Here is a 22,007-nt window from a genome sequence, read left to right on the forward strand (position 1 = left end):
CAGCTCCACCCCCAGCCGCATGCCCTTGGACTGCGACTTGAAAAATGCGGAAGACCTTCTTCGCGACCCGACAATCCAGGCCAAGTCCACTCCCGCTCAGGTAGCGCGGCGTTTTGACATTAGTTGCCGCGTTTACCCCCGGATAGGGGACGACTTCCCGCCGCTATCGACAATTTTTTCCCCTTCACGATGTCTTGATTGAGCATGCTGCATTGCCAGAAGTGGCAGCTCGCGACGCGTCTCGATGCGCGTGGAATATGCAGTAGACCACGACGCTTTTCGGCTGCTTTCAGCGAAGCAAGCGCGCAAAAAAAGAAGCGGCCAGGCGCCCAGAAGACCCTAAATGAAGGTAACGGTCATCTCGGCGCCCGGCCGCAAAGCGTGGCACCCGAAGCGTATGAAATGCCTGTGTCTGCTGCCAATGGAGGCATTCCCGCCGGCATAAGCAATGTTCGCCTTATCGAATTGCACTTCATTCCCGATCACTGAAATTCGCCCGTGAAAGACGGTCTTTCTCAACGATGCCATGGCTTCACGATCGCGTCATCGGAGCCGGGATCACTCGCTGCGCAGAACGAAAAAGATCTCGTCTGCGAGCCCATCGAGTCCTTCCACCCCATCGCTGTTCGTCAGCAGCGTAACCGACAGCCACCTGCCGCTGTCCGTTCTCCGCATGATGGCGTTGTAGGATGTGAAGCCCGGCACCGACCCCGAGTGATAGTAGCTGTCCCAGTCGCCGTCGTGCCGGATGAACCAGCCCATCCCGTAATAGGTGAACGGATCGACACGCGCGCCTTCTGAGAACATGAGGCCGGCCGCATCGCGCCCCAACACGCCTCCCGCCATCAGGGCTCTGTCCCACAGGAACAGGTCTTCAACGTTGCTTGCCATATCCCCGCAGCCATCGAGCCAATGTGGCTGCGAGAAAGCCGGCCGCCGCCGATAGTTCCCGTCCGCAACTTCCGATCCCGGTGCGTACGCGCCGACAAATCCCGTCCGCGTCAGTCCTGCCGGCTGCAACACGTTGACCCGCATATACTCGCGCGAAGATGCTTGCGGCCCCTTACTCCCCTGCGCCACCGCCTCGATCATCCGCGCCAGCAGAAAATAGCTGGTGTTGCTGTATTCGAAAGTGTTCGGCCAGCCGTGCGGCGGAAGTTGCTTCAGCGCCGCGAGCAGCTTTGGCATCGCCACAGCGCCCCACGGATCCGTCTCGCGCGGCGGATGCAGCGTGAAGTTCGGCAGGTTCGACGTCATCGTCAGCAGGCTGCGCACGCTGATCGGCGGATCGTCGCGATTGCTCCACCGCTCGACCCCATCGAACACCTCGCGCATCGGCGTGTCGAGCGTGAGCGGTGCCCCCGTGAGCGGCGCACGCGCTCCATCACCGATCATACGCAGCACCGCCGCAGCGGTGAACTGCTTCGTCAACGATCCGATATGGTAGACGGTCTTGCCGTTGGCAGGCACGCCTTGGCGCGCCTCTCCAAAGCCCTTGGCGGCCACCAGTTCCCCATCTATACCGATCGCGACGGATAGTCCCGGCGGTCGGTCCGCACGTGGCGTGGCGCCCGGCTTTAGGAAATGCTCGATCAGCCGATCGATACGTATGGCCTTCTCTTCGGGCAACGCGCCCGCCACCGCCCCCTGCACCAGGAGCAGCAAGACCGCAACCGTCAAGATCAGCCCGCGTGTCATGCCCGCAGCATATTGCGCCCCTCGCCAACAGCAACCGAGGATGGCGAGAGCTGGAACGATCCACAACTGATAAAGGCTAGCGCCCGCCCGCGTTGGCGAGTTCTAAACCAATCGCGTTGGTTGTATCTGGCGCTGGAAAGATGGTGCTGCGAGAGAGGATTGAACTCTCGACCTCTCCCTTACCAAGGGAGTGCTCTACCACTGAGCTACCGCAGCGATTGGATGACCCTGGCCCGCCACGGCGGACACCAAGAGCGCTGCCGGTGTAATCGGCGCGAAGCGGTCTGGCAAGGCGCAAAACGCGCTGCCCCCGGCCGGAAAGTCGTCACCCGGAAATTATGAGCGATCTGATCGGCTTTTCAGCACCATAGCCCACCGCACCCCGCTGGCCCCCCGCCAGGCACAGCGGCAAGCCCACGAAGATGTAGAACGCGAAACGGCCGCCGGGCTCATCGCCACGGCGGCCGTAGTCAACTCAGCGGAATACCGGATTAGCGGTCGCCGCCAGGGATGCCCTGCTCTTCCATCTGCGGGAGGCTCTCGCCGCCCTTCTCCTGCAGCTCAGGGCCGAGGTCCGGAGCCGGGTTGTTGCCGAACTGGTTCTGCTCCTGATCGACGATCGAGCGGTCCGGGCCGCGCGAAGCACCAGCATCAACGTCCGGCTGGGCCGAACCGCTGAACTGATCAGCTTCTTCCTGCGGGATCGACTCGGCGAAGGCCGGTGCGAAAGAAAGGGCGCCCAGCATGCTGGAAGCAGCAATGATTGCGATGATCTTAGAGGTCGACATGACGCTTCAACTCCACCAAAAAACTACCTGTCACTTTTCGAACGCCTGTCTCCCAAGCGCCCCGAACGTGCCACCGTCCGATGCGCAAAACATAGGCTGACAACCCCTAAAGTTCCGCTCGCGAAGCGCTGACAATTGAAACGAATGCCATAGAGATTTCGTTGTAATTCGCACCTTTCACTATAGCGTCAGTATTCCAGCGCAGCCCCCATGAAGATCGTCTGGGTGATGCTTTCACCGCCCGCCGCGTTCCAGCCGCGGTAGCTTTGGTTGCCGGTTGTATAGTTGACGTCGGCCGAAGGGCCTTTGCCGAGCTGCCACTGCTGCAGATCGTATTCCGCCTTCAGAAGAAGGTTCTCCGTCAACCGATAACCTAGGTGCGCGTTGGCGCCGATCATGTTGCTCTCGCCGAACTTCTCGGTGAAGAGCAGCGTGCGCAAATGATGGTCGTCCTCGTCCTGCCCCTGCGCCCACCACGACCCAATAACGCGCCCTTGCAGCGCCCAGCGTCCCCATTCGCCGTTGAATTGAGCGCCGACGTAAGGCGCCTCCCACACCTGATCGTAGCTGATCGACAACCGGCCGGGCGTGAAGGTCGTGTAATTGCTGGGACCATCCATCGCTTGCCATGACTGGCTGTCACGCTTGTAACCGGCCAGCGCCGTCAGCGCGATCGACTGCGTGCGACAGAACGTGGCGGCGAGGTAAGCGTCGACCGATAGGTAGGATTCAAGTGTCGTATCCGGGTGGTGCGAATGACAGTAGCCGTTCGGGCAGTCGGCGTAGTCCGGCTCGCTGGGCCTATACCAATCATAGTCATCCATTGTGGAACCGTCGGTGACGTTGGTCACGAAGCGTGCTCCGACCGCGAGCCAACTCCACGGCCGTACCGCGACGCCGCCCTTGAACACCAGATTGTTGTCGAACGCCCAAACGAGCTGGCTTAGCGTCGAGCCGTCGCGGCGATAGACAAATTCGTTCGCCTCGCCCTGCATGATGCCGAGACCGACTTCGACCTCCACACCTTTGACGATTGGCAGCGGCTCAGCCGTCTTCACCGCTTGATATCCGTCGGCTTTGGCACCGCCGGCGACCGCCACACTGACAATGGCAGCAGCAGCCATCCATCCCGGCGTTTGTCTTCCAGACATTGTCGCCCCCCTGTCCCCCAAACAATCGGAAGCTCAGTGATTCGCGCCGGGGACAACAAGGGAACTTGTGGAACGTGACAGGAAGAATTTCAGCCGAACCTGACGCCAGTCAGTTCAGAACCGGTATCCATAGCGAACGCCAAGCCGGTCCATTCCTTCGTTCGGGGATACCGTATAGGCGTTCGACATGTGCTCGAAGTAGGCCGACAGGCTGTTATGGTCGTCGAACCGGTACCCGACTTCGGCCGGAATGTGGAACAGCACGCGCGAACCCAGCGCCTTGCGGTCCCATTCATCGAGCTTCAGCTGCCCGTTGTGCACCGCAGCACCAAGACCAAGGCCGAAGAAAATGCCGCTCGGCGTCTCGTATTGCCAGCGCGCGTCGATATAGCCGTCGCTCGTGGCCCCGACGGTCGAGATCGAACCTCCGATTGCCGGTCGGATAGTTCCACCCAAAAATGCGACGGACGGCGACAGCAGCGCTTCAACGTTGATGTCAGCAGAGTTGGGTTCGGCCTGGAAACCGCTCCACAGGCCCGGCACATCGTGCCACAGCACGCCGAGTTTCAGCTCGTCGATAAGCGGACCAGCCGCCACGATATCGGCGCCCAAGATGACGCTGGCGGCGATTGAAGCCAGCAGCAGAATGCGAATATGTGCCATATGCGCACTTTAGCGTATGTCCCTGGCGCCGACTGTGGCGGCGGCCTGCGACTTCGCAAATTTGCTTCCCAAGTGGCATTCGGATGCCACCCGCCCCGCCAGCACGCCCTGCCCACACCAGGTTGCATAGCCCGTCAGGCAACTTCCGATTGCGGCCGAGACGCCCCATATGAGGGGACGAGGCGATGTTTCGCCTCCACGTAATCTCCGGGAGTTGCGCCGTGTCGCCACAGGGTGTTGTCTTGCCACCCGCGCCGCAAACGCCTAAGAGCCGCCAACACCAAGAGCTTACCTTGCAAAAGAAGCACAAAGACTCCCCCGTGGATCAACATGACCGCCCCAGCCGCTCCGACGTAGAGGAAGCGGTCCGCACCATCCTTCTCTGGACCGGCGAAAATCCGGACCGTGACGGCCTGCGCGACACGCCCAAGCGTGTCACCAAGGCTTTTGAGGAGTACTTCCGCGGCTACAACGAGGATCCCGAAGAGATCCTCTCGACCACCTTTGAGGAAACCGCCGGCTACGACGAGATGATCGTGCTGCGCGGCATTCGCTTTGAAAGCCACTGCGAACACCACATGGCGCCGATTATCGGTCGCGCATGGGTCGCCTACATTCCCAATGGGCGCGTCGTCGGCATCTCCAAGCTGGCCCGCGTCGTCGAGGTCTACGCCAAGCGGCTTCAGATCCAGGAGAAGATGACCGCGCAGATCGCCAACGCGATCGACAGCGTGCTGCAGCCGCAGGGCGTCGGCATCGTCCTCAAGGCCGAGCACTTCTGCATGACCGCGCGCGGCATCATGAAGCCGGGCACAGACCTCGTCACCTCGCGCATGCTCGGATGCTTCCGCGACAACCCGACAACGCGCCAGGAATTCCTCTCGATGATCGAGTAGGTTTATTCCTCGTCGGCGTCGGGCTCTGCCATGAGCTCGGCGCCGCGCTCTGCATAATCGACACGCACCAGATAAAGCCCGCCCGGCGGCGACACCGGCCCGCATTGCGCGCGGTCGCACGCCTTCAGCGCGTCATCGAGATTGCGCGGCCGCCACTTGCCTTCTCCGACCAGCTTCAGGCTCCCGACCATCGAACGCACCTGATTGTGCAGAAACGAGCGCGCCGAAGCCTCGATGACGATCTCATCGCCCCACCGCGATACGTCCAGCCGATCCAGCGTCTTCATCGGTGATTTCGCCTGGCACTGCGCCGCGCGAAACGTCGTGAAGTCGTGCCGCCCCACCAGATACTGCGCCGCTTCGTGCATCGCGCGCGCATCGAGCGCCATTGGCAGCCACCACACGCGGTTGCGATCGAGCGCCGGTGGCGCGCGCCGCGACAGGATGCGAAACCGGTAGTGGCGCGCCCGCGCGCTGAACCGCGCATCGAAGTCGTCGCTGACCTCTTCGCAGTCGAGTACCGACACCGGCGCCGGGCGCATGTGATAATTGAGCGCCTCGCGAACCTTGAACGGCTCCCACACCTTCTCCAGATCGAAGTGCGCGACCTGCCCCAGAGCATGCACGCCAGCATCGGTTCGCCCCGCGCCTCGCACGCTCACGTTGGCGCCCGTTAAGCGCCCCAGCGCATCCTCGAGCGTGCTTTGCACCGAAGCAGCGTCGGGCTGGCGCTGCCAGCCACAGAATGGCGTGCCGTCATATTCGATAGTGATGCGATAGCGAGGCATGAGGGCCGTCAGATACAGCACGCTGCTGTGCGCGCCGCCCTTCCCTATCCGGCTAGGGCATTGCGCTCAACAGGACATCGCGCCCAATAACCCTGATGCGCGCTCAGCGGCTGGAGCCGCCATCCGTTTGCGGCACCGCAACGGCAGATGTGCCGACCCCGATGCTCAGCGGCGTCGCACCATCGGGGTTGATGATCATATGCGTCGTCGGCGGCACCGGGCGCCAGACCCGCACGCCATTTTCGATGGTGACCACCGCCCCGTAGTAGGGACGCGTCTCGATGCGGGTTGTATGTGCGCTCTGCGCTAGGACGGCGCCTCCGAAACCGGCAATCAAAAGACAAATCAGAGCCGCTCTGAACTGCATACGCCAACCCTTTGCCGGACCGCTATTACTAACGAAATGTTAACGGCATAACGTACCGGCTGGTCAACCGCGCGTCCTGATTGATGCCCATCAAGGATAACGAGCGAGCCCCGCGGCTTCATAGGCGACAGCCATAGGAGACGCCCTTGCCCCCGCAGCTGCGAGAAAAGATCCTCGGCATTCTTGCCCGCCACAACAACATAACCCTCGCGACCCTCCGTCCTGACGGGTACCCGCAGGCGACCACCGTCGGCTACGCCAGCGATGGGCTGATCATCTATTTCGGCTGCGGCATCGGCTCGCAGAAGGCCGCCAATATCGCTCGCGACGAGCGCGTCTCCGCGGCGATCGATGCCGACCACGCCAATTGGAATGAGATCGAGGGGATTTCGCTCGGCGGCACGGCTGCGCGCGTTACAGATTCAAGAGAACTCGCAAAAGTCCATTCGCTGTTTCTTGCGAAGTTTCCCCAGCTCGCGGGAATGTCGGCAGACGACCAGGCCAACACGGTCATCTTCCGCGTCACGCCCAGCGTCATTTCCGTGCTCGACTACTCCAAAGGCTTCGGCCACCACGAACTCGTGACCGTCTGACCGCGAGCTGGATGCCCTAGAGCCGCGTGCCGGCAGGAACGGCAAAGCCGCGCAGCACCTCGTCGGCCGACATCGGCTTCTTGCCCGCGCGCTGCAGTTCGGTGAGCCGCACGGCACCGCTCCTGCAAGCGACCGTCAGCTTGTCGTCGAGCACCTCACCCGGCGCCCCCTGTCCCTCCGCCAGCACCGCGCGCAGCACCTTGATGCGCTCGCGCCGGCCCTCGGGCCCGATCTCGAACCACGCACCCGGAAACGGCGACAGCCCGCGGATCATGTTGTGCACGGCGGGGGCATCGGCACTAAAGTCGATGCGGGCTTCCGCCTTTTCGATCTTCCGCGCGTAGGTGACGCCGTCCTCCGGCTGCGGCTGGCAATCGAGCGACCCGCGCTCCAGCGCCGACAACGCCCGCACCATGAGCGTCGATCCGCGCTGCGCCAGAACGTCGTGCAACTCGCCGGCGGTCTGATCGGCCCCGATCTCCACCCGCTCCCCGAGGCAGACAGGACCTGTGTCGAGGCCCGTCTCCATGCGCATTGCCATCACCGCGGTCTCGGTATCCCCGGCCATGATCGCGCGCTGAATAGGCGCTGCGCCGCGCCAGCGCGGCAACGCCGACGCATGCAGGTTGTAACAGCCCAGACGCGGCGCATTGAGCACCACCGACGGAAGCAACAGCCCATAAGCCACAACCACCGCGGCATCGGCCTCATGCGCGGCGAACGCTTCTCGTTCGGCCGCGCCCTTGAAGCTTGTCGGCGTCAGCACCGGAATGCCTGCCGCCTCGGCGAACGTGTGCACGGGCGATTTGCGCTCGGCCATGCCGCGTCCAGCAGCGCGCGGCGGCTGCGAATACGCGGCGACCACCTCGTGCCCCGCGCCGATGATCTCGGCCAGCGTCGGCACGGAAAAGTCCGGCGTTCCCATGAAAACGATGCGCAGGACCATGGCTACCGCCGAAGCTGAATACGAAAGAGATGCTGAACTAGAGCGAGCTTGTGCGCGCCATCTTCTTGAACTTGCGCACGACCATGTCACGTTTCAGCGACGACAGGAAATCGATGATCAGTTTGCCGTCGAGGTGATTGACCTCGTGCTGAATGGCCGTCGCCAGCAGCCCATCGGCCTCAAGCTCGCACTGCTTTCCATCGCGATCGAGATAGCGCAGCGTCAACGTTGACGGGCGCTCGATCTCCACCCGAACATCGGGGATCGAAAGGCAGCCTTCCTCGTGCACGCGAATTTGCGGACCCAGCTCGACGATCTCCGGATTGAAGAACACGAGCGGCTGGCGCCCCTCTTCCTCATCCGCAACATCGATCACGACGAGGCGAATGGGCTCAGCCACCTGGATCGCCGCCAGCCCGACACCCGGCGCGTCATACATCGTCTCCAGCATGTCGTCGGCAAGCTTGCGCGCCGCATCGTCGATGCGATCGACGGGCGCCGATATCCTGCGCAGGATCGGGTCTGGAAGCGTGACGATAGGAAGTTTGGCCATCGCTCTGAAATAAGAAAGTACGCAGTCCCGGTCAATTGCCCCGCAGCCGCGGGAAGCGTCGCAGGTCAGTCGGGCTGCTCGCCGCTGGCCGCCGCGTCCTTAGGGGCACCCTCGGGCATCTGCGCGCCGGTCACGCCCTGGCCATCGCTCGGCCCGTCCGTCGGATAAGTGACGTTGGGATCGGTGACGCCGTCGGGCGGATACGGCTCGCCTTCGACGTCGCCGGGATCGGGCATCGCCGGCTCGGTTTCCCCGCTTCCGGGATCGGCCGCCGCGCCCCCCTCCGGGGTGGTGTCCGCGGGTACATCGCCCGCGTTGGGAGCGGTCACCGTTGGATCGAGTGCCAGCGCCCTCGTCGGGAGCGCAAACGGGCACGCGGCAGCGAGCACAACGGCGAGCACGAGCCTTCGAACCATTCTTCATCCCCCTGGCCACGGAGCGAAGCCACCCTGCGCCGCTCCCCGATTGCGAAGATTTTTACGCTAAGCTTGCGCGCTACTCTTTCCGCGTCAATGGAACTGATGCGAAACGCCGAGGAAGGCGCTAACATCGATCCTACATTACAGGCTTGGTCGGGAATTTGACCGCCGTGCTCAGAGATGCTTCACGCCTGATTGTCGGCTGGCAGGAGTGGGTCGCTCTGCCTGACCTGGGCTTGCCGGCACTCAAGGCGAAGATCGACACCGGGGCTAAGACTTCAGCGCTTAGCACAACCTTGATCGAGCCCTTCGGATCATCGCGCAAACCCAAGGTCCGCTTCCGAGTCCGTCCCAATCGCAGCACTGATCTCGAGGTTGAGGCCGTCGCCGACGTCATCGATCGCCGCGAGGTAATGAGCTCAAACGGTGTGAGCGAACTCCGCTATGTCATCGAGACCAACCTCTGTCTCGGCCCCCGCACCTGGCCGATCGAAGTGACGCTTACCAACCGCGAGCACATGACCTCCCGCATGCTCATCGGCCGCCAGGCGATCCGCTCCGACATGCTGGTCGACTGCGCAGTCTCGTTCTGCCAGCCCCGCCTCAGCTATCGGCTTTACGCCAGCCTTTGAAGCCCAGTCTTTTTTGAAGCTATACCAGCTGCAGTATCTGCAGCAGCTTCCCGCGCACGCCGGCGACGCTCTCGAAGCGCTCCGCCTTGGCCCGGCTAGCGCGAGCCATCGCCGGGATCAGATCCGGCCGGCGCAAGAAGCTCTCCATCGCGTCAGCGAGCGCACCTGGATTGCGCGGCTCGACAAGGCATCCGTTGACGCGCGTATCGACCGCCTCCCGGCAGCCCGCCGCATCCGCCACCAGTACCGGACGCCCCGCAGCCAACGCGCGCAAGATCGGCTGCGGCATGCCTTCGGCATAACCCGGGTAGACGAAGACATGCGCCTCCGTCAGCAACTCGCCCTCCTCCTCGGCGAGGCCGAGGAACTCCACATCCGGGCTACGCTGCAGCTCGGCGATGTCGATCGCCTGCGCACCCTCGTCGCGTGTCACCGCGAGTAGGAAGCGTGACGTCGGCGAGCGCTCTCGCAGCTTCGCCGCCGCCGCACAGTATTCCATCACGCCGCGCCGCCGATCGAGCCCGCCGATCATAAGGAACACAAGGCCATGGTCGAGCGGCGGCAACGGCAAAGACGCGTTGCGCTCCAGGTCGACGCCGCTACCCGGCACCACGATTGTTGGCAGCGAAGCGGGAACGAGCCCCAGCTTCTTCAGCAGCGCCAGGTCGTCCCGATTGTGAAACACGGCTTGGTGCGCAGCGCGTAGCGCCTGCCCATACCGCCACGCCGGCATTTCGTCCGCGGCGAGCGCCCCCGCGAAGCGGTGCTCCGGCAATCCATCGACCACGACGACGATGCGGCCAGCGCCGATTCCCTTCGCGGCCAGCGCCCCGTGCACCATCATCTGCCCGCCAAACGCTACGACGACATGAGGCGCCCATTCTGCCAGCGTCGCTTTCAACGCGCCGATCGCCTTCCAGTCCGCGAACAGCTTAGGGCCATGCGACTCCGGCGCCATCAGCGCGTGCTCTGCACCAATCTCATCGAGCGATGCCAGGTCCACACTGGCAAACTCCGGCGCAACTGCCAGCACGCGGTGACCGCGCGTGATCACATCCGCAAAGAGCAGTTCACGCCACTGCCGCATCGCCGAGCCCGACGGGCCCACGAACGCGATCCGCTGCACCGCTGGAGAAGTCTGAGGAGCGACAAGTGCCATGCTAGTGCAGCGTCCGTGTCGGCGGCGTCCACGACGCGGCGGGCCTGTCGGTCGCCTCGCTCGTCTCTTCCGTGCCCTTCACCGTATAGCCCTCGACCGTGCGCAGCAGCACCGCCTGCATCGCCGCATAGTCGCGGACATCGAGCGCCGCCTTCAGCCGTGCCAATTCTATCTCCAGTTCCTCTGCCGGCAAGAACGGCTCGTCCGAGCGCCAGATGCGTGGGTGCTCGGTCGCCTTGGTGTTGGCGCCGATCAGCAACTCCTCGTATAGTTTCTCGCCCGACCTCAACCCCGTGTAGGTGATAGCGATATCGCCATCGGGGTTTTCCGCGCTGCGCACGTCGAAGCCCGACAACCGCACCATCAGGCGCGCCAGATCGTCGATCCGCACCGGCTCGCCCATGTCGAGCACGAACACGTCGCCGCCTTCCGCCATGGCCCCAGCCTGGATGACGAGCTCGGCCGCCTCCGGGATCGACATGAAATAGCGAATGATCTCCGGGTGCGTAACCGTCACCGGACCGCCCGAACGAATCTGCCGGCGGAACTTCTTCACCACCGAACCTGAGCTGTCGAGCACATTTCCGAACCGAACCATCGTGAAAATGGTCGGGCCGCCGTTGGCTGCGGCCGCCTGCAGAACCAGCTCCGCAAGCCGTTTGCTGGCACCCATCACGTTGGTCGGACGCACTGCCTTGTCGGTTGAGATCAGAACCACCAGCTCGACACCAGCCGCCTTCGCGCACTCCACAAGCACCGCCGTGCCGAGCGTGTTGTTGCGCAGCCCATAAACCGGGTTCTGTTCGACGATCGGAACGTGCTTGTACGCCGCCGCATGATAGATGACCTCGATCTCGTTGCCGACGATCACCTCACGAAGCAACGGCTGATCGAGCACCGTGCCGAGCACGCCGACGATCTCCGGACGCGGCACGTCGGGCCGCAACGTCTTCACCGTCTCTTGAATCTCATCTTCGATACGGTAGAGCGCCGCTTCCGAAACATCGAGCAGCACCAGCCGCCGCGGACCATTGCGCAGGATCTGCCGCACCAGCTCCGATCCGATCGAACCACCGGCGCCCGTCACGAGCACCGACTTGCCGAGCGTCTTGCGGTTGAGCAGCTCCCCGTGCGGAGGAACCTTGTCACGCCCGAGAAGGTCGTTCACATCGACCGGGCGCAGATCGGTCACGCTGATGCGTCCCGACGTGACGTCCTCGACGCCCGGCAGGATCAGCACCTCGACGGGATGCGCCTGTAGGTCTTTCAACACCCGCCGGCGCTCGCGGCGCCGGTCATCGGGAAGCGCCACCAGAATCTCGCCCACCTGATGCCGCTCAATTAGCCCCGCCAATCTGTCGGGACGGTGAACCTTCACGCCGGAAATGTACTGCCGCCACAGCGAAGGCTCGGTATCGACGAAGGCGACGACGTTACGATTGTTGCCGCGGCGCAGCGCTTCGAGCAGCTGCACGCCCAATTGCCCTGCGCCAAAGATGATGACCGGCTTGCGCTCGACACTGATCGGCAGGTCGGCAAGCTGAACGCCGGTGCTCTCTAGGATCATCGCCGCCACTTCGCGGCTGCCGGCAATCAATAGCGAAGCCAACACCCCGTAGCCCAGCACCACCGAACGCGGCACACCGAGCTGGCCGGACATGAACACCACCAGCGACCAGATCAGCACCGACAGCCAGATGCAGCCGATGATGCGCGTATGACCGCGATAGCCGAGATACCGGGTGACGAATCTGTAGAGACCGAACGCCGCAAACGTCGCCACCGATATGACAGGGCCGGCGATCAGAGCCAGCGTGTTCGGCCAAGACGTCGGAACGAACGCCGCGTTGTAGCGGATCGACAACGCAATCCACAGCGCCAGCGTCAACAGCAGGAAATCGAACGATATGAGGATGATGCGCTTGTTGAACCGCGGCAGCTCCAACAGACGCGAGCGCCATTCGCCGGCCACCTGATGTTCCGCATCACGCTCGCTCATAATGCCCCCGGCACGCGCCATCGACGCCCAGCTGGCCTCAGCGCTCCCCTTGTCCAGCAGTTGGCGAATATAATCAGGCAATCAAATGAGTTAAATCGAGGAGCGCCCTCAATCTGAAGCTTATCACCGCTTTTATTGCAGCGTCGCCAATCACATGCTTTGACGTGGTGAACTACATCCGCCGCCGTGACTTGATTGCCGCAGCAAGCGTGCCCTCGTCGAGGTAGTCCAGTTCGCCGCCAACCGGCACGCCCTGCGCAAGCCGCGACACCACGATCCCCGTCGGCGCTAACTGCTCGGTCAAATAGTGAGCCGTCGACTGACCCTCCACGGTGGCGTTCAGCGCCAGCACGATCTCTTTTGCCTCCCCCTCGGCCGCTCTCTCGATGAGTTTAGCGATGTTGAGCCGATCGGGTCCGATGCCGTCGAGCGGCGACAGGTGCCCGCCCAGTACGTGATAGAGCCCGCTGACGACCCCGGCACGCTCCAGCGCCCACAGATCGCCCACCTCCTCCACAGCGACGATCAGCGAGCGGTCCCGGCGAGGGTCCTGGCAGATGCTGCAGGGCGAAACGGTATCCAGGTTCCCACAATTGGAGCATTCGACGATCTTCGCCACCGCGTCCGTTAGAGCCTCGGCGAGTGGCACGAGCAGATCGTTGCGCCGCTTGATCAGCGCCAGCGCCGCCTTGCGCGCCGAGCGTGGTCCAAGCCCCGGCAATCTGCCCAGAAGCTGGATAACCCGCTCGATCTCCGGCCCCGAAACTTTCCTTGTCATATCCGCGCCTAAGCCGTGGGCTATGCGCCCATCGTGGTCGGCGCCAGCCCATTCCTGTGATCGACGTCAATACCGTCAATGAACCGTTTGCACTAATTTCCAATACGCGTACGTATTTGGTCGCCGCGATACATGGAGTAACGTCCGAGCCACAAAAAATAGGGTCATCATCCCTTACCCCTGGGAGGACTACACTCATGCAGCTGATCGTGAAGCCAGAAACTCCGGCCGCCGCTCTGGCACGTGTCGGACAGACCATCAAGATTCGCAACCGCTACGATAACTATATCGGCGGCCAGTGGGTGCCCCCGACCAAGGGCCAGTACTTCGAGAACCGCACCCCGATCTCTGGCGAAATCATCAACGAGATCGCCCGCTCCACCGCCGAGGACATCGAGAAGGCACTCGACGCCGCCCATGCCGCCGCCGACAAGTGGGGCAAGACCGCTCCCGCCGAGCGTGCCGCGGTCCTCAACCGCATCGCCGACCGCATGGAAGCCAACCTGGCGGCACTCGCCACTGTCGAGACCATCGACAACGGCAAGCCGATCCGCGAGACGATGGCCGCAGACCTTCCGCTCGCCGTCGATCACTTCCGCTACTTCGCTGGCTGCATCCGTGCCCAGGAAGGCGCGCTCTCCGAAATCGATGAGACGACGATTGCCTATCATTACCACGAGCCGCTCGGCGTCGTCGGCCAGATCATTCCCTGGAACTTCCCGATCCTCATGGCGGTCTGGAAGCTGGCGCCCGCCATCGCCGCCGGCAACTGCGTCGTCCTGAAGCCGGCCGAGCAGACACCATTCTCCGTGATGGCCCTGATCGAGCTGGTCGGCGACCTGCTCCCGCCCGGCGTGCTCAACATCGTCAACGGCTTTGGCGTCGAGGCTGGCAAGCCGCTGGCTCAGAACCCGCGCATCGCCAAGATCGCCTTCACGGGTGAGACGACCACCGGCCGCCTCATCATGCAGTACGCCTCCGAGAACCTCATCCCGGTGACGCTGGAACTCGGCGGCAAGTCGCCGAACATCTTCTTCGCCGACGTCTTCAACGAGGATGACGACTTCTTCGACAAGGCACTCGAAGGCTTCACCATGTTCGCCCTCAACCAGGGCGAAGTCTGCACCTGCCCCTCACGCGCCCTCGTGCAGGAGAGCATCTACGACGCCTTCATCGAGCGCGCCGTCGAGCGCGTGAAGAAGATCGTGCTCGGTAGCCCGCTCGACCCGAATACGATGGTTGGCGCCCAGGCATCTTCCGACCAGCTCGAGAAGATCCTCGCCTACATCAACATCGGCCAGGGCGAAGGCGCCAAGCTGCTCACCGGCGGCAAGCGCGCTCAGCACTCCGGACTCGAGAACGGCTTCTACGTCGAGCCGACCGTGTTCGAAGGCCACAACAAGATGCGCATCTTCCAGGAAGAGATCTTCGGACCGGTTCTGTCGGTCACGAAGTTCAAGACCGAAGCTGAAGCGCTCGCCATCGCCAACGACACGCTCTATGGCCTCGGCTCCGGCGTGTGGTCGCGCGATGCCAACACCTGCTACCGCATGGGTCGCGGCATCAAGGCCGGCCGCGTGTGGACCAACTGCTACCACCTCTACCCGGCGCACGCCGCTTTCGGTGGCTATAAGCAGTCGGGCATCGGCCGCGAGACGCACAAGATGATGCTCGACCACTACCAGCAGACGAAGAACGTCCTGCAGAGCTACAGCCCGAAAGCGCTCGGCTTCTTCTGATCTGTACGCACTATCAGGCGCCATAACGCACTGAAGCTTGCAGCGCGGCATTCAACTGCCGCGCTGCTTTGCTATCGGCAACAAAAAATACCGGGAGAGACGCCCCATGACCGAAGCCCGTCCCACACTGCGCGCGCTGCTCGCTTTGCCTGATACCCCAGCGCCCCTGTCGAAGTCGGCCCTTGTCCTCATCGACTGCCAGAACACCTATCGCGAAGGCATCATGCAGCTCGAAGGCGTCGAGCCTGCGCTGAAGGAGTGCGCCGCCCTGCTGCAGCGCGCCCGCGACACCCGCACGCCAGTCATTCACATTCAGCACGACGCCGGGCCCGGCACCCCTTACGACGTGCGCGCCGAAATCGGAGCCATTGCCGACGTCGTTGCGCCGAACGCCGGTGAGACCGTCATCGTCAAGGCCTATCCGAGCTCCTTCGAGCAGACGAACCTCGACGCCGAACTGAAGAAGCTCGGTGTCACTGATCTCGTGCTCGCCGGCTTCATGACGCACGTCTGCGTGAACTCGACCGCGAGAGCCGCGTTCAACCACGGCTACCGCCCGACGGTCGTCGCCAGTGCCACGGCCACCCGCGCGCTTCCTAACCCGCTCGGCGGCACCCTGTCGGCAGAGGCCGTGCACACCGGCGCCCTCGCAGCATTGGCCGACATATTTGCGGTCGTGGTACCATCACAAAGCGCGATCCCCACATAAGGCGGCAACAGCCCGGAGAAACGCAAATGGTCGAGCGAGTGAAAGTCACCCCCGAAGCCACGGCGCTGATCGAAAAGCTCATCGCCCAGCATGGGCCGCTGTTGTTCCACCAGTCCGGCGGCTGCTGCGATGGCAGTGCGCCGATGTGCTACCCTCGCGGCGAGTTCAAGATCGGCGAGCGCGACGTCTACCTTGGCGCCATCGCAGGCTGCCCCCTCTACATCTCGGGGCCCCAGTTCGAATATTGGCAGCACACCCAACTGATCATCGACGCCGTGCCTGGCCGGGGCTCAGGCTTCTCGATCGAATCCCCCGAAGGGCTACGGTTCCTTACCCGCTCCCGCGTCTTCACCGAGAACGAGTTCGACGAGTTGGATCGCATTGGTCCGCCCCCGCGCGGGCCCCAGGCCATGGCTGCCGACGCTCGAGTCGCCTGAAACGCCTCGCACTACTCACGCCGGCCGTCAGGAGCCTGACCGCCGGCGCGTTTGCTTTCTAGGTGACCAAAGTCAAGATTTGCCGCTGCAAGCGTGCTAAGCGGGTGAGCGTGTGTCCCCGCCGCACTAGGAATTGTCAGCAATCGCAACGACATTCGACCTCACCGGGGGTGCAGTAGGAAATGCGCGCCGGACGAAGCAACCGCACGGTCGAACATGAAGCCTGCCCATATTGCCTTTGCCGCCATCCTGCTTTGCTGCACCCCGGCCATCGCCCAGGACGATCCCGCGCCGGCCGCTGAGACAGACACCGCTATCGAGTCTAGTGACGAGCCGAATGCCGAACAGGGCGGCAGCGCCAAGGAAGAGCCGCGCCCTGCTCCCGTGCAAAAGGATGCTCCGTTCAAGGAACTCGCCGGCCGCTGGGTCGGCGAGGGACGGATCGGCATGAGCGAAGGCAAGGTCGAAAGCGTAAAGTGCCGCGCCACCTACTTCGTCGAAGGCGCCGGCAAGGAGCTGCGCCAGAACATCCGCTGCGCCTCATCGGGCGGCAAGGTTGAAGTCAAGAGCAACGTCATCGCCAACCAGGGGCGGCTCACCGGCACCTGGAACGAGCTGGTCTACAATCTCGGCGGCGACCTCAAAGGCGAAGTCACCCAGCGCGGCTTCCGCATTTCCGTAAAGGGCGGCGACCTCACTGCCAACATGGACGTGATCGTGATGAACGATCGCCAGATCGTCGAGATCCAGTTCTTCAACAGCTCGCTGCGCGGGCTGACGCTGATCCTCAAGAAGGGCTGAGTTTCCTTCTCGCTTGTTTGCCCGACGAAGTCTCGGGCAACAGCCGCAACTCTCCGGCGGCGAACTTCACGAAGGCGCGCACCCGCGCGTTGCTTGAGCGCGCTGCCCCGTACACGAGATGCACCGGGACAGCTGTGTCCTCGAAACGCTCCAGCACGGGCACAAGCTTGCCTGCCTTCAGCGCCTCCTCGGCCTGGTAGGAGAGAACACGCGTGATCCCCACTCCGGCGATGGCCGCAGCGACGGCTGCATCCGCAGTGTTGACTGACAGCCGCGAGCGCACCCGCACGGCCTTACGGCCGTTGCGACGACTTCTGAAGATCCAGCGAGTCCCCCCGGGTAGATTGGCAAACGTCACGCAGTCGTGCCGCGTCAGGTCGGAAGGCATCGATGGTGTGCCGCTCCGTTCCAAGTAGGCTGGCGCCGCGCAGGCTACCAGCCGCAACGAACCAACCCGCGTCGCCAGAAGCGCCGAGTCCGGCAATTCGCCGATGCGCACCGCTATGTCGATGCCCTCTTCTGCAATTTCTACGACGCGATCGACGAGCAGAAGCCGCGCATCGATACGCGGATAGTCAGCCAAGAAGCGTGCGAGCAGCGGCACCACAAACATTCGGCCAAATAGAACCGGGGCCGTAATCGCCATGTCGCCCGAAAGCTCGTCCACCTGTCCGGCAATGCGCCGCTCCGCCGCTGCGACGCTTTCCAGAACACTCCGGCAAGTCTCCAAGTATTCGCTGCCGGCAGGTGTGATCACCAAATGCCGAGACGACCGATGCAGCAGCGCACACCCGAGGTGCGCTTCAAGTTGAGCCAGCATCCGGCTGATGTTCGTAAGCGGCTCCCCCAGCGCGCGTGCCGCAGCCGACAAGCTTCCTGCTTCCGTTACCGCTACGAAGGCGGCCATGGCGCGAAGTCGGTCCATTTTATCCTTCCGAAAAGCGGAAGCATGTTTGCTGATCTTTCTGACTAGCAGAAGATGCCGCGATGCGGGAGTCTCGTCTTCTCCGGCATAATTCCCGATAAAGGACCATGACCATGGCGGCGAAGCTTTACGACCTCGAGCTATCGGGCAATTGCTACAAGGTGCGCCTGCTCGCCAGCCTTCTGGGCGTTCCGCTGCAGATCATCCCGGTCGACTTCCTCGCCGGAGAGCACAAGCGCCCACCCTTGACTGACCTCAACCCGCGCGGCGAGATCCCCATCCTGGTCGATGGAGACGTAGTGCTGCGCGACAGTCAGGCCATCCTCGTCTACATGGCGCGCAAGTGGGGCGGCGAAAGTTGGCTGCCGACGGATGCCGTGGGGTTATCGCGCGTCTGCGAATGGCTGTTGACCGCCGAGAACGAGATTGCTCGCGGCCCGGGTGACGCGCGCCTGCACGACAAATTCGGTTACGCGCTCGATATCGCGGCGACCCGCGACAAGGCCCAACGCATCCTCGCGCTCATGGAAGCGCATTTGGCGGACCAGCCCTGGCTGGTCCTCGGCAGACCGACCATCGCCGATATCGCCTGCATGCCCTACGTCGCCCTCGGCCACGAGGGAGGCGTACCACTCGATGCATTCCCAGCGGTCAAGGCCTGGGTCGACCGCATCAAGGCATTGCCCGGCTTCATCGGCATGCCGGCCATTTGATCTCAATGCACATCCAACGAGGTGTGAGATGAACCACCAGCCCACATCCGACATTGCATTCACGCCTGCCGTAAAGGCCGAGCAGGCACGCCGCGGCTCCCGCCCTCAGTACGAGGCCATGGAGCGCTCGCGCGGCTGGCCGAGCACGATCACGCCCGACCTCGCCGCGGTAGTGGCGACCACCCGCTCATTCTATCTGGGCACGGCGAGCGCGGCCGGTCAGCCCTATATCCAGCATCGGGGCGGCCCATCGGGATTCTTGAAAATCGTCGACGACCGCACGCTCGGCTTTGCCGATCTCGCCGGCAACCGGCAGTACATCACGGCCGGCAATCTGGCAGAAAACCCGCGCGCGTTCATCTTCATCATGGACTACGCACGCCGCCGCAGAGTGAAGCTATGGGGTACCGCACGCATCATCGAAGACGATGCTGAGCTATTGGCGCAGATGCGTCCGCCTAGCGGAAATGCGAACGCCGAAAGGGTCATTCTCTTCACGATCGAGGCGTGGGATCGCAACTGCCCGCAGCACATCCCGCAACTCGTCCCGATAGAGGCGGCCGAGGCGGCTTTACAGCAACTTCGGGACCGCATCACCGAGCTCGAAGGCGAGCTGAAGCTATGCATCGATAGCCATCGCTAGCGCTTCGGTCACGCCGGCCGAAGCGCTTCACGCCTTCGGGCCCTCGCGATGCTTCTTCTTGAACGCTGGCTTTGCCGGCTTGTGCGCGCCAGCGGCCGCGTGTCCACGTCCCGCCCCGTGACCGTGGTTGTCACCCTGCGGCCGCGGCCCCTTGCGATGACGCCTCGGCTCATCGCCCTTGGGATGAATGAAGCCGCCGGGCTTCTTTTTCTTGTTGTCCTGCCACTTCGGCTTGCTGTGTCCCTCGGCCTTTGCGCCGAACCGATCACCTGAGCGCTCGCGCGGCGGCGGCCGATCCTTCGACGACCGCTCGGCAGGTCGCTCACCGGAGCGCTCGGAACGCTCGAAAGAGCGCTCGCCGTTCTTGGCCCATTTCGGTTTGTGCTCCGCAGTCCCCTCTTTCGGTGCACGCGGCCCGCGATGCTCGCGTTCGCCTGGCGGTCCATTCCGCTTTTCGCCTGGCGGTCCATTCCGTTTATCGAATGCGCGCGGCCCACGCTCGCGCGGCGCGCGTTCGCGGAATGTGCGTTCACGCGGCGCGGAAGCAGCACCTGCATCATCGCCCATCGACGCACCGAGGCGCGTGATGCGCCCTTCGTTCGCCTTCATCTCGCGCGCCGATTCGTCGAACTTGTCCGCAAACTCTGCAGCGATCTGGAAACGTGTGTCGCGGTCGAAAATGCGGATCGCGCCGATCTCGGATTTCGTCACGTCGCCCGCGCGGCACAGCAACGGCAACAGCCAGCGTGGATCGGCATTGCGCTCGCGCCCGATGTCGACGCGGAACCATACCATGTCCCGCCCGTGATCCTTTACCGCGCGTGTGCGGCGGCGCTCGTCATCCCCGCTGTCACCGCGTTCCCTGTCGCCGAACCGGCGCTCGCCCCGCTGCTGGAACCTCTCGCGCGGCTCGCGCCCGCGATCATCACGCCGCGGCGGCGGCCCGGTGTCCTCTGCGATGTCCTCCGGCTCGGGCAACTGGGCCCGATGCATGCGCACCAGCGCCAGCGCAATTTCGTCCGCACTGCGGCCGGCTTTCAACGCATCGACCAGCTTCACATCTTCTTCGCTTGCTGCATCGGTGAACAGCGGACTGGAAATAAATCGCTCCTGATCGCGGGCATGGATCTGCTCCGCCGTCGGCGCCTCCTCCCACGTCACCTTCAGCTTCGCTGCGCCCAGCAATGCATCTGCCTTGCGCCGGCGGTTGAACGGTACGATCAGCGTGCAGATGCCCTTGTTGCCCGCACGCCCCGTGCGCCCCGAGCGGTGCAGCAGCGTCTCAGCATCGTTCGGCAAATCCGCATGGATGACGAGCGCCAGCTCCGGCAGATCCAGCCCGCGCGCAGCGACGTCCGTTGCAACCAACACGCGCGCACGGCCATCGCGCAGGGCCTGCAGTGCATGCGTGCGCTCGCTTTGCGTCAGCTCGCCGGAAAGCGCCACGGCCGAGAAGCCGCGCTCGACAAGCCGCATGTGCATCCGCTTCACAGCTTCGCGCGTCGCGCAGAACACCAGCGTCGCCCGCGTTTCGTGCAGCCGCATTACGTTGACGACGGCATGCTCTACGTCTCTGGGCGCCACGCGGATCGCGCGATACTCGATATCGGCGTGCTGCTCGTTCCGCCGCAGCGTCTCGATGCGCGCCGCATCGCGCTGATACCGCCCCGCCAGCGCTTCGATCTCGCGCGGCATGGTCGCCGAGAACAGCAGCGTCTGCCGCCCTTCCGGCGTCGCGTCGAGGATGAACTCCAAGTCTTCACGAAAGCCGAGATCCAGCATCTCGTCCGCCTCGTCCAGCACCACAGCCACGAGCTTGCTGAGATCGAGGCGCTGGCGTTCCAGGTGATCGCGCAGGCGCCCCGGCGTCCCCACCACGATGTGGGCACCGAGATTGAGTTGCCGCGCCTCCGCCCGAACGTCCATGCCGCCGACGCAGGTGACAACCCGCGCGCCGGTATCCTTGTATAGCCAGTCGAGCTCGCGCTGCACCTGCATCGCAAGTTCGCGCGTCGGCGCGATGATCAGCGCCATCGGCTCGGCAGCCGGAGGCAACCGCTCTGCATCACCCAGCAGTGTTGGCGCAATGGCGAGGCCGAACGCCACCGTCTTGCCCGAACCGGTTTGCGCGGACACCAGCAGGTCGCGCCCAGCCTTGTCCTCCTCGAGCACAGCGAGCTGCACGGCCGTGGGCACAGCGTATCCGCGCGCAGCAAGGGCGCGGCCGAGGGCGGGGTGGGCGGACGTGAAGGTCATGATTGGAATTTGCTTTTCGAAAGGAGGAGCGGGAACGGCCGGCGGCTCCAGAAAGCGGAGTTGCCGCAGCAGGCTGCCAAGAATTTCGTGATTCGCACGCCTTAGCCGGTTCTTGTCGATCGCACCAGCAGCACTTTGTCCCGGCGCACGGGCAGCGACGCAGTATAGGCCTGAGAGGCTATAACAATGATTTGCCGCGGAAATCCATAAAGAGTTGCATCGCCACGCATAAAGCGAGGGACAGCCCGCTCGCTAGAGGCCGGTCGAGCCGGGCACAAGCGGGCCTCCAAACGAGGCTCGATCTCCCAAACAACGGTAGAAAGATTGCCACTCTCGGGCGTTGATCCGATGCGG

General features: G+C 63.6%; 23 protein-coding genes and 1 tRNA gene. 9 read left to right on the forward strand and 15 right to left on the reverse strand.

Annotation, left to right across the window (positions count from 1 at the left end; all coding sequences use genetic code 11):
• Window positions 1-558: 558 nt before the first annotated feature.
• From ACP15D_RS08705 to ACP15D_RS08725, 5 genes are all read right to left on the reverse strand, one after another.
• The gene (locus tag ACP15D_RS08705; RefSeq protein WP_424957135.1) at window positions 559-1,698 is read right to left on the reverse strand and encodes a serine hydrolase domain-containing protein; all 1,140 of its coding nucleotides are present in this window, start codon (window positions 1,696-1,698) and stop codon (window positions 559-561) included.
• Between the two features lie 141 nt (window positions 1,699-1,839).
• Window positions 1,840-1,914, reverse strand: a tRNA-Thr gene (locus tag ACP15D_RS08710).
• Between the two features lie 275 nt (window positions 1,915-2,189).
• Window positions 2,190-2,486, reverse strand: a complete 297-nt coding sequence (locus ACP15D_RS08715; protein WP_424957136.1) for a hypothetical protein — start codon at window positions 2,484-2,486, stop codon at window positions 2,190-2,192.
• 188 nt (window positions 2,487-2,674) lie between these two features.
• On the reverse strand, window positions 2,675-3,637 hold the full coding sequence (locus ACP15D_RS08720; protein ID WP_424957137.1) for an omptin family outer membrane protease: 963 nt from the start codon (window positions 3,635-3,637) through the stop codon (window positions 2,675-2,677).
• 114 nt (window positions 3,638-3,751) lie between these two features.
• Window positions 3,752-4,300 carry an acyloxyacyl hydrolase gene (locus ACP15D_RS08725; RefSeq protein WP_424957138.1) on the reverse strand — a complete coding sequence of 183 codons (549 nt, stop codon included), beginning with the start codon at window positions 4,298-4,300 and terminating at the stop codon, window positions 3,752-3,754.
• Between the two features lie 320 nt (window positions 4,301-4,620).
• Between ACP15D_RS08725 and folE the strand changes: the two genes are divergently transcribed.
• Entirely contained in the window at window positions 4,621-5,196 is a 576-nt protein-coding gene (gene folE / locus ACP15D_RS08730) for a GTP cyclohydrolase I FolE (protein ID WP_424957139.1), read from the forward strand.
• Between the two features lie 2 nt (window positions 5,197-5,198).
• Here folE and truA read toward each other — a convergent pair whose 3' ends face one another.
• Window positions 5,199-5,984, reverse strand: coding sequence for a tRNA pseudouridine(38-40) synthase TruA (gene truA / locus ACP15D_RS08735; RefSeq protein WP_424957140.1), 786 nt, complete (start codon window positions 5,982-5,984; stop codon window positions 5,199-5,201).
• Between the two features lie 103 nt (window positions 5,985-6,087).
• The gene (locus ACP15D_RS08740) at window positions 6,088-6,351 is read right to left on the reverse strand and encodes a hypothetical protein (protein ID WP_424957141.1); all 264 of its coding nucleotides are present in this window, start codon (window positions 6,349-6,351) and stop codon (window positions 6,088-6,090) included.
• A gap of 146 nt (window positions 6,352-6,497) precedes the next feature.
• Between ACP15D_RS08740 and ACP15D_RS08745 the strand changes: the two genes are divergently transcribed.
• On the forward strand, window positions 6,498-6,944 hold the full coding sequence (locus ACP15D_RS08745) for a pyridoxamine 5'-phosphate oxidase family protein (RefSeq protein WP_424957142.1): 447 nt from the start codon (window positions 6,498-6,500) through the stop codon (window positions 6,942-6,944).
• 16 nt (window positions 6,945-6,960) lie between these two features.
• Here the strand turns inward: ACP15D_RS08745 and fmt are convergent, their stop codons facing one another.
• From fmt to ACP15D_RS08760, 3 genes are all read right to left on the reverse strand, one after another.
• On the reverse strand, window positions 6,961-7,884 hold the full coding sequence (fmt, locus tag ACP15D_RS08750; RefSeq protein ID WP_424959198.1) for a methionyl-tRNA formyltransferase: 924 nt from the start codon (window positions 7,882-7,884) through the stop codon (window positions 6,961-6,963).
• A 43-nt stretch (window positions 7,885-7,927) separates the two neighbouring features.
• A complete protein-coding gene (def, locus tag ACP15D_RS08755; protein ID WP_424957143.1) occupies window positions 7,928-8,443 on the reverse strand; it encodes a peptide deformylase in 516 nt (171 codons plus the stop codon).
• Between the two features lie 65 nt (window positions 8,444-8,508).
• Entirely contained in the window at window positions 8,509-8,859 is a 351-nt protein-coding gene (locus ACP15D_RS08760; RefSeq protein WP_424957144.1) for a hypothetical protein, read from the reverse strand.
• 173 nt (window positions 8,860-9,032) lie between these two features.
• On the opposite strand from ACP15D_RS08760, the gene ACP15D_RS08765 reads away from it, so the two are divergent.
• Window positions 9,033-9,494 carry an ATP-dependent zinc protease gene (locus ACP15D_RS08765; protein WP_424957145.1) on the forward strand — a complete coding sequence of 154 codons (462 nt, stop codon included), beginning with the start codon at window positions 9,033-9,035 and terminating at the stop codon, window positions 9,492-9,494.
• A 19-nt stretch (window positions 9,495-9,513) separates the two neighbouring features.
• On the opposite strand, the gene ACP15D_RS08770 is transcribed toward ACP15D_RS08765, so the two are convergent.
• From ACP15D_RS08770 to recR, 3 genes are all read right to left on the reverse strand, one after another.
• Window positions 9,514-10,653, reverse strand: coding sequence for a glycosyltransferase (locus ACP15D_RS08770; protein ID WP_424957146.1), 1,140 nt, complete (start codon window positions 10,651-10,653; stop codon window positions 9,514-9,516).
• 1 nt (window position 10,654) lies between these two features.
• Complete coding sequence (locus tag ACP15D_RS08775; protein WP_424957147.1) at window positions 10,655-12,652, reverse strand: polysaccharide biosynthesis protein; 1,998 nt, start codon at window positions 12,650-12,652, stop codon at window positions 10,655-10,657.
• Between the two features lie 172 nt (window positions 12,653-12,824).
• Complete coding sequence (gene recR / locus ACP15D_RS08780) at window positions 12,825-13,430, reverse strand: recombination mediator RecR (RefSeq protein ID WP_424957148.1); 606 nt, start codon at window positions 13,428-13,430, stop codon at window positions 12,825-12,827.
• 197 nt (window positions 13,431-13,627) lie between these two features.
• Here recR and adh point away from each other — a divergent pair, with 197 nt between their 5' ends.
• The 4 genes from adh (at window position 13,628) to ACP15D_RS08800 (ending at window position 17,116) form a co-directional block, all read left to right on the forward strand.
• Window positions 13,628-15,169 (forward strand): aldehyde dehydrogenase, encoded by a 1,542-nt coding sequence (gene adh, locus ACP15D_RS08785; protein WP_424957149.1) that lies wholly within the window; start codon window positions 13,628-13,630, stop codon window positions 15,167-15,169.
• Window positions 15,170-15,275: 106 nt separating this feature from the next.
• Window positions 15,276-15,878, forward strand: a complete 603-nt coding sequence (locus ACP15D_RS08790; protein ID WP_424957150.1) for a cysteine hydrolase family protein — start codon at window positions 15,276-15,278, stop codon at window positions 15,876-15,878.
• 26 nt (window positions 15,879-15,904) lie between these two features.
• Window positions 15,905-16,315: a DUF779 domain-containing protein gene (locus ACP15D_RS08795; RefSeq protein ID WP_424957151.1), complete on the forward strand. Its 411-nt coding sequence runs from the start codon at window positions 15,905-15,907 to the stop codon at window positions 16,313-16,315.
• 216 nt (window positions 16,316-16,531) lie between these two features.
• On the forward strand, window positions 16,532-17,116 hold the full coding sequence (locus tag ACP15D_RS08800; protein ID WP_424957152.1) for a hypothetical protein: 585 nt from the start codon (window positions 16,532-16,534) through the stop codon (window positions 17,114-17,116).
• Here ACP15D_RS08800 and ACP15D_RS08805 read toward each other — a convergent pair.
• Window positions 17,103-18,041, reverse strand: a complete 939-nt coding sequence (locus ACP15D_RS08805) for a LysR family transcriptional regulator (protein ID WP_424957153.1) — start codon at window positions 18,039-18,041, stop codon at window positions 17,103-17,105. The genes ACP15D_RS08800 and ACP15D_RS08805 overlap by 14 nt on opposite strands.
• 113 nt (window positions 18,042-18,154) lie before the next feature.
• Here ACP15D_RS08805 and ACP15D_RS08810 point away from each other — a divergent pair, with 113 nt between their 5' ends.
• Window positions 18,155-18,754: a glutathione S-transferase family protein gene (locus ACP15D_RS08810; RefSeq protein ID WP_424957154.1), complete on the forward strand. Its 600-nt coding sequence runs from the start codon at window positions 18,155-18,157 to the stop codon at window positions 18,752-18,754.
• 28 nt (window positions 18,755-18,782) lie between these two features.
• Window positions 18,783-19,397, forward strand: coding sequence for a pyridoxamine 5'-phosphate oxidase family protein (locus ACP15D_RS08815; RefSeq protein ID WP_424957155.1), 615 nt, complete (start codon window positions 18,783-18,785; stop codon window positions 19,395-19,397).
• A gap of 27 nt (window positions 19,398-19,424) precedes the next feature.
• Here the strand turns inward: ACP15D_RS08815 and ACP15D_RS08820 are convergent, their stop codons facing one another.
• A complete protein-coding gene (locus ACP15D_RS08820; RefSeq protein WP_424957157.1) occupies window positions 19,425-21,653 on the reverse strand; it encodes a DEAD/DEAH box helicase in 2,229 nt (742 codons plus the stop codon).
• Between the last annotated feature and the right edge of the window lie 354 nt (window positions 21,654-22,007).

The sequence above is a fragment of the Hyphomicrobium sp. 1Nfss2.1 genome, assembly GCF_965243865.1.
Lineage (GTDB): Bacteria > Pseudomonadota > Alphaproteobacteria > Rhizobiales > Hyphomicrobiaceae > Hyphomicrobium_A.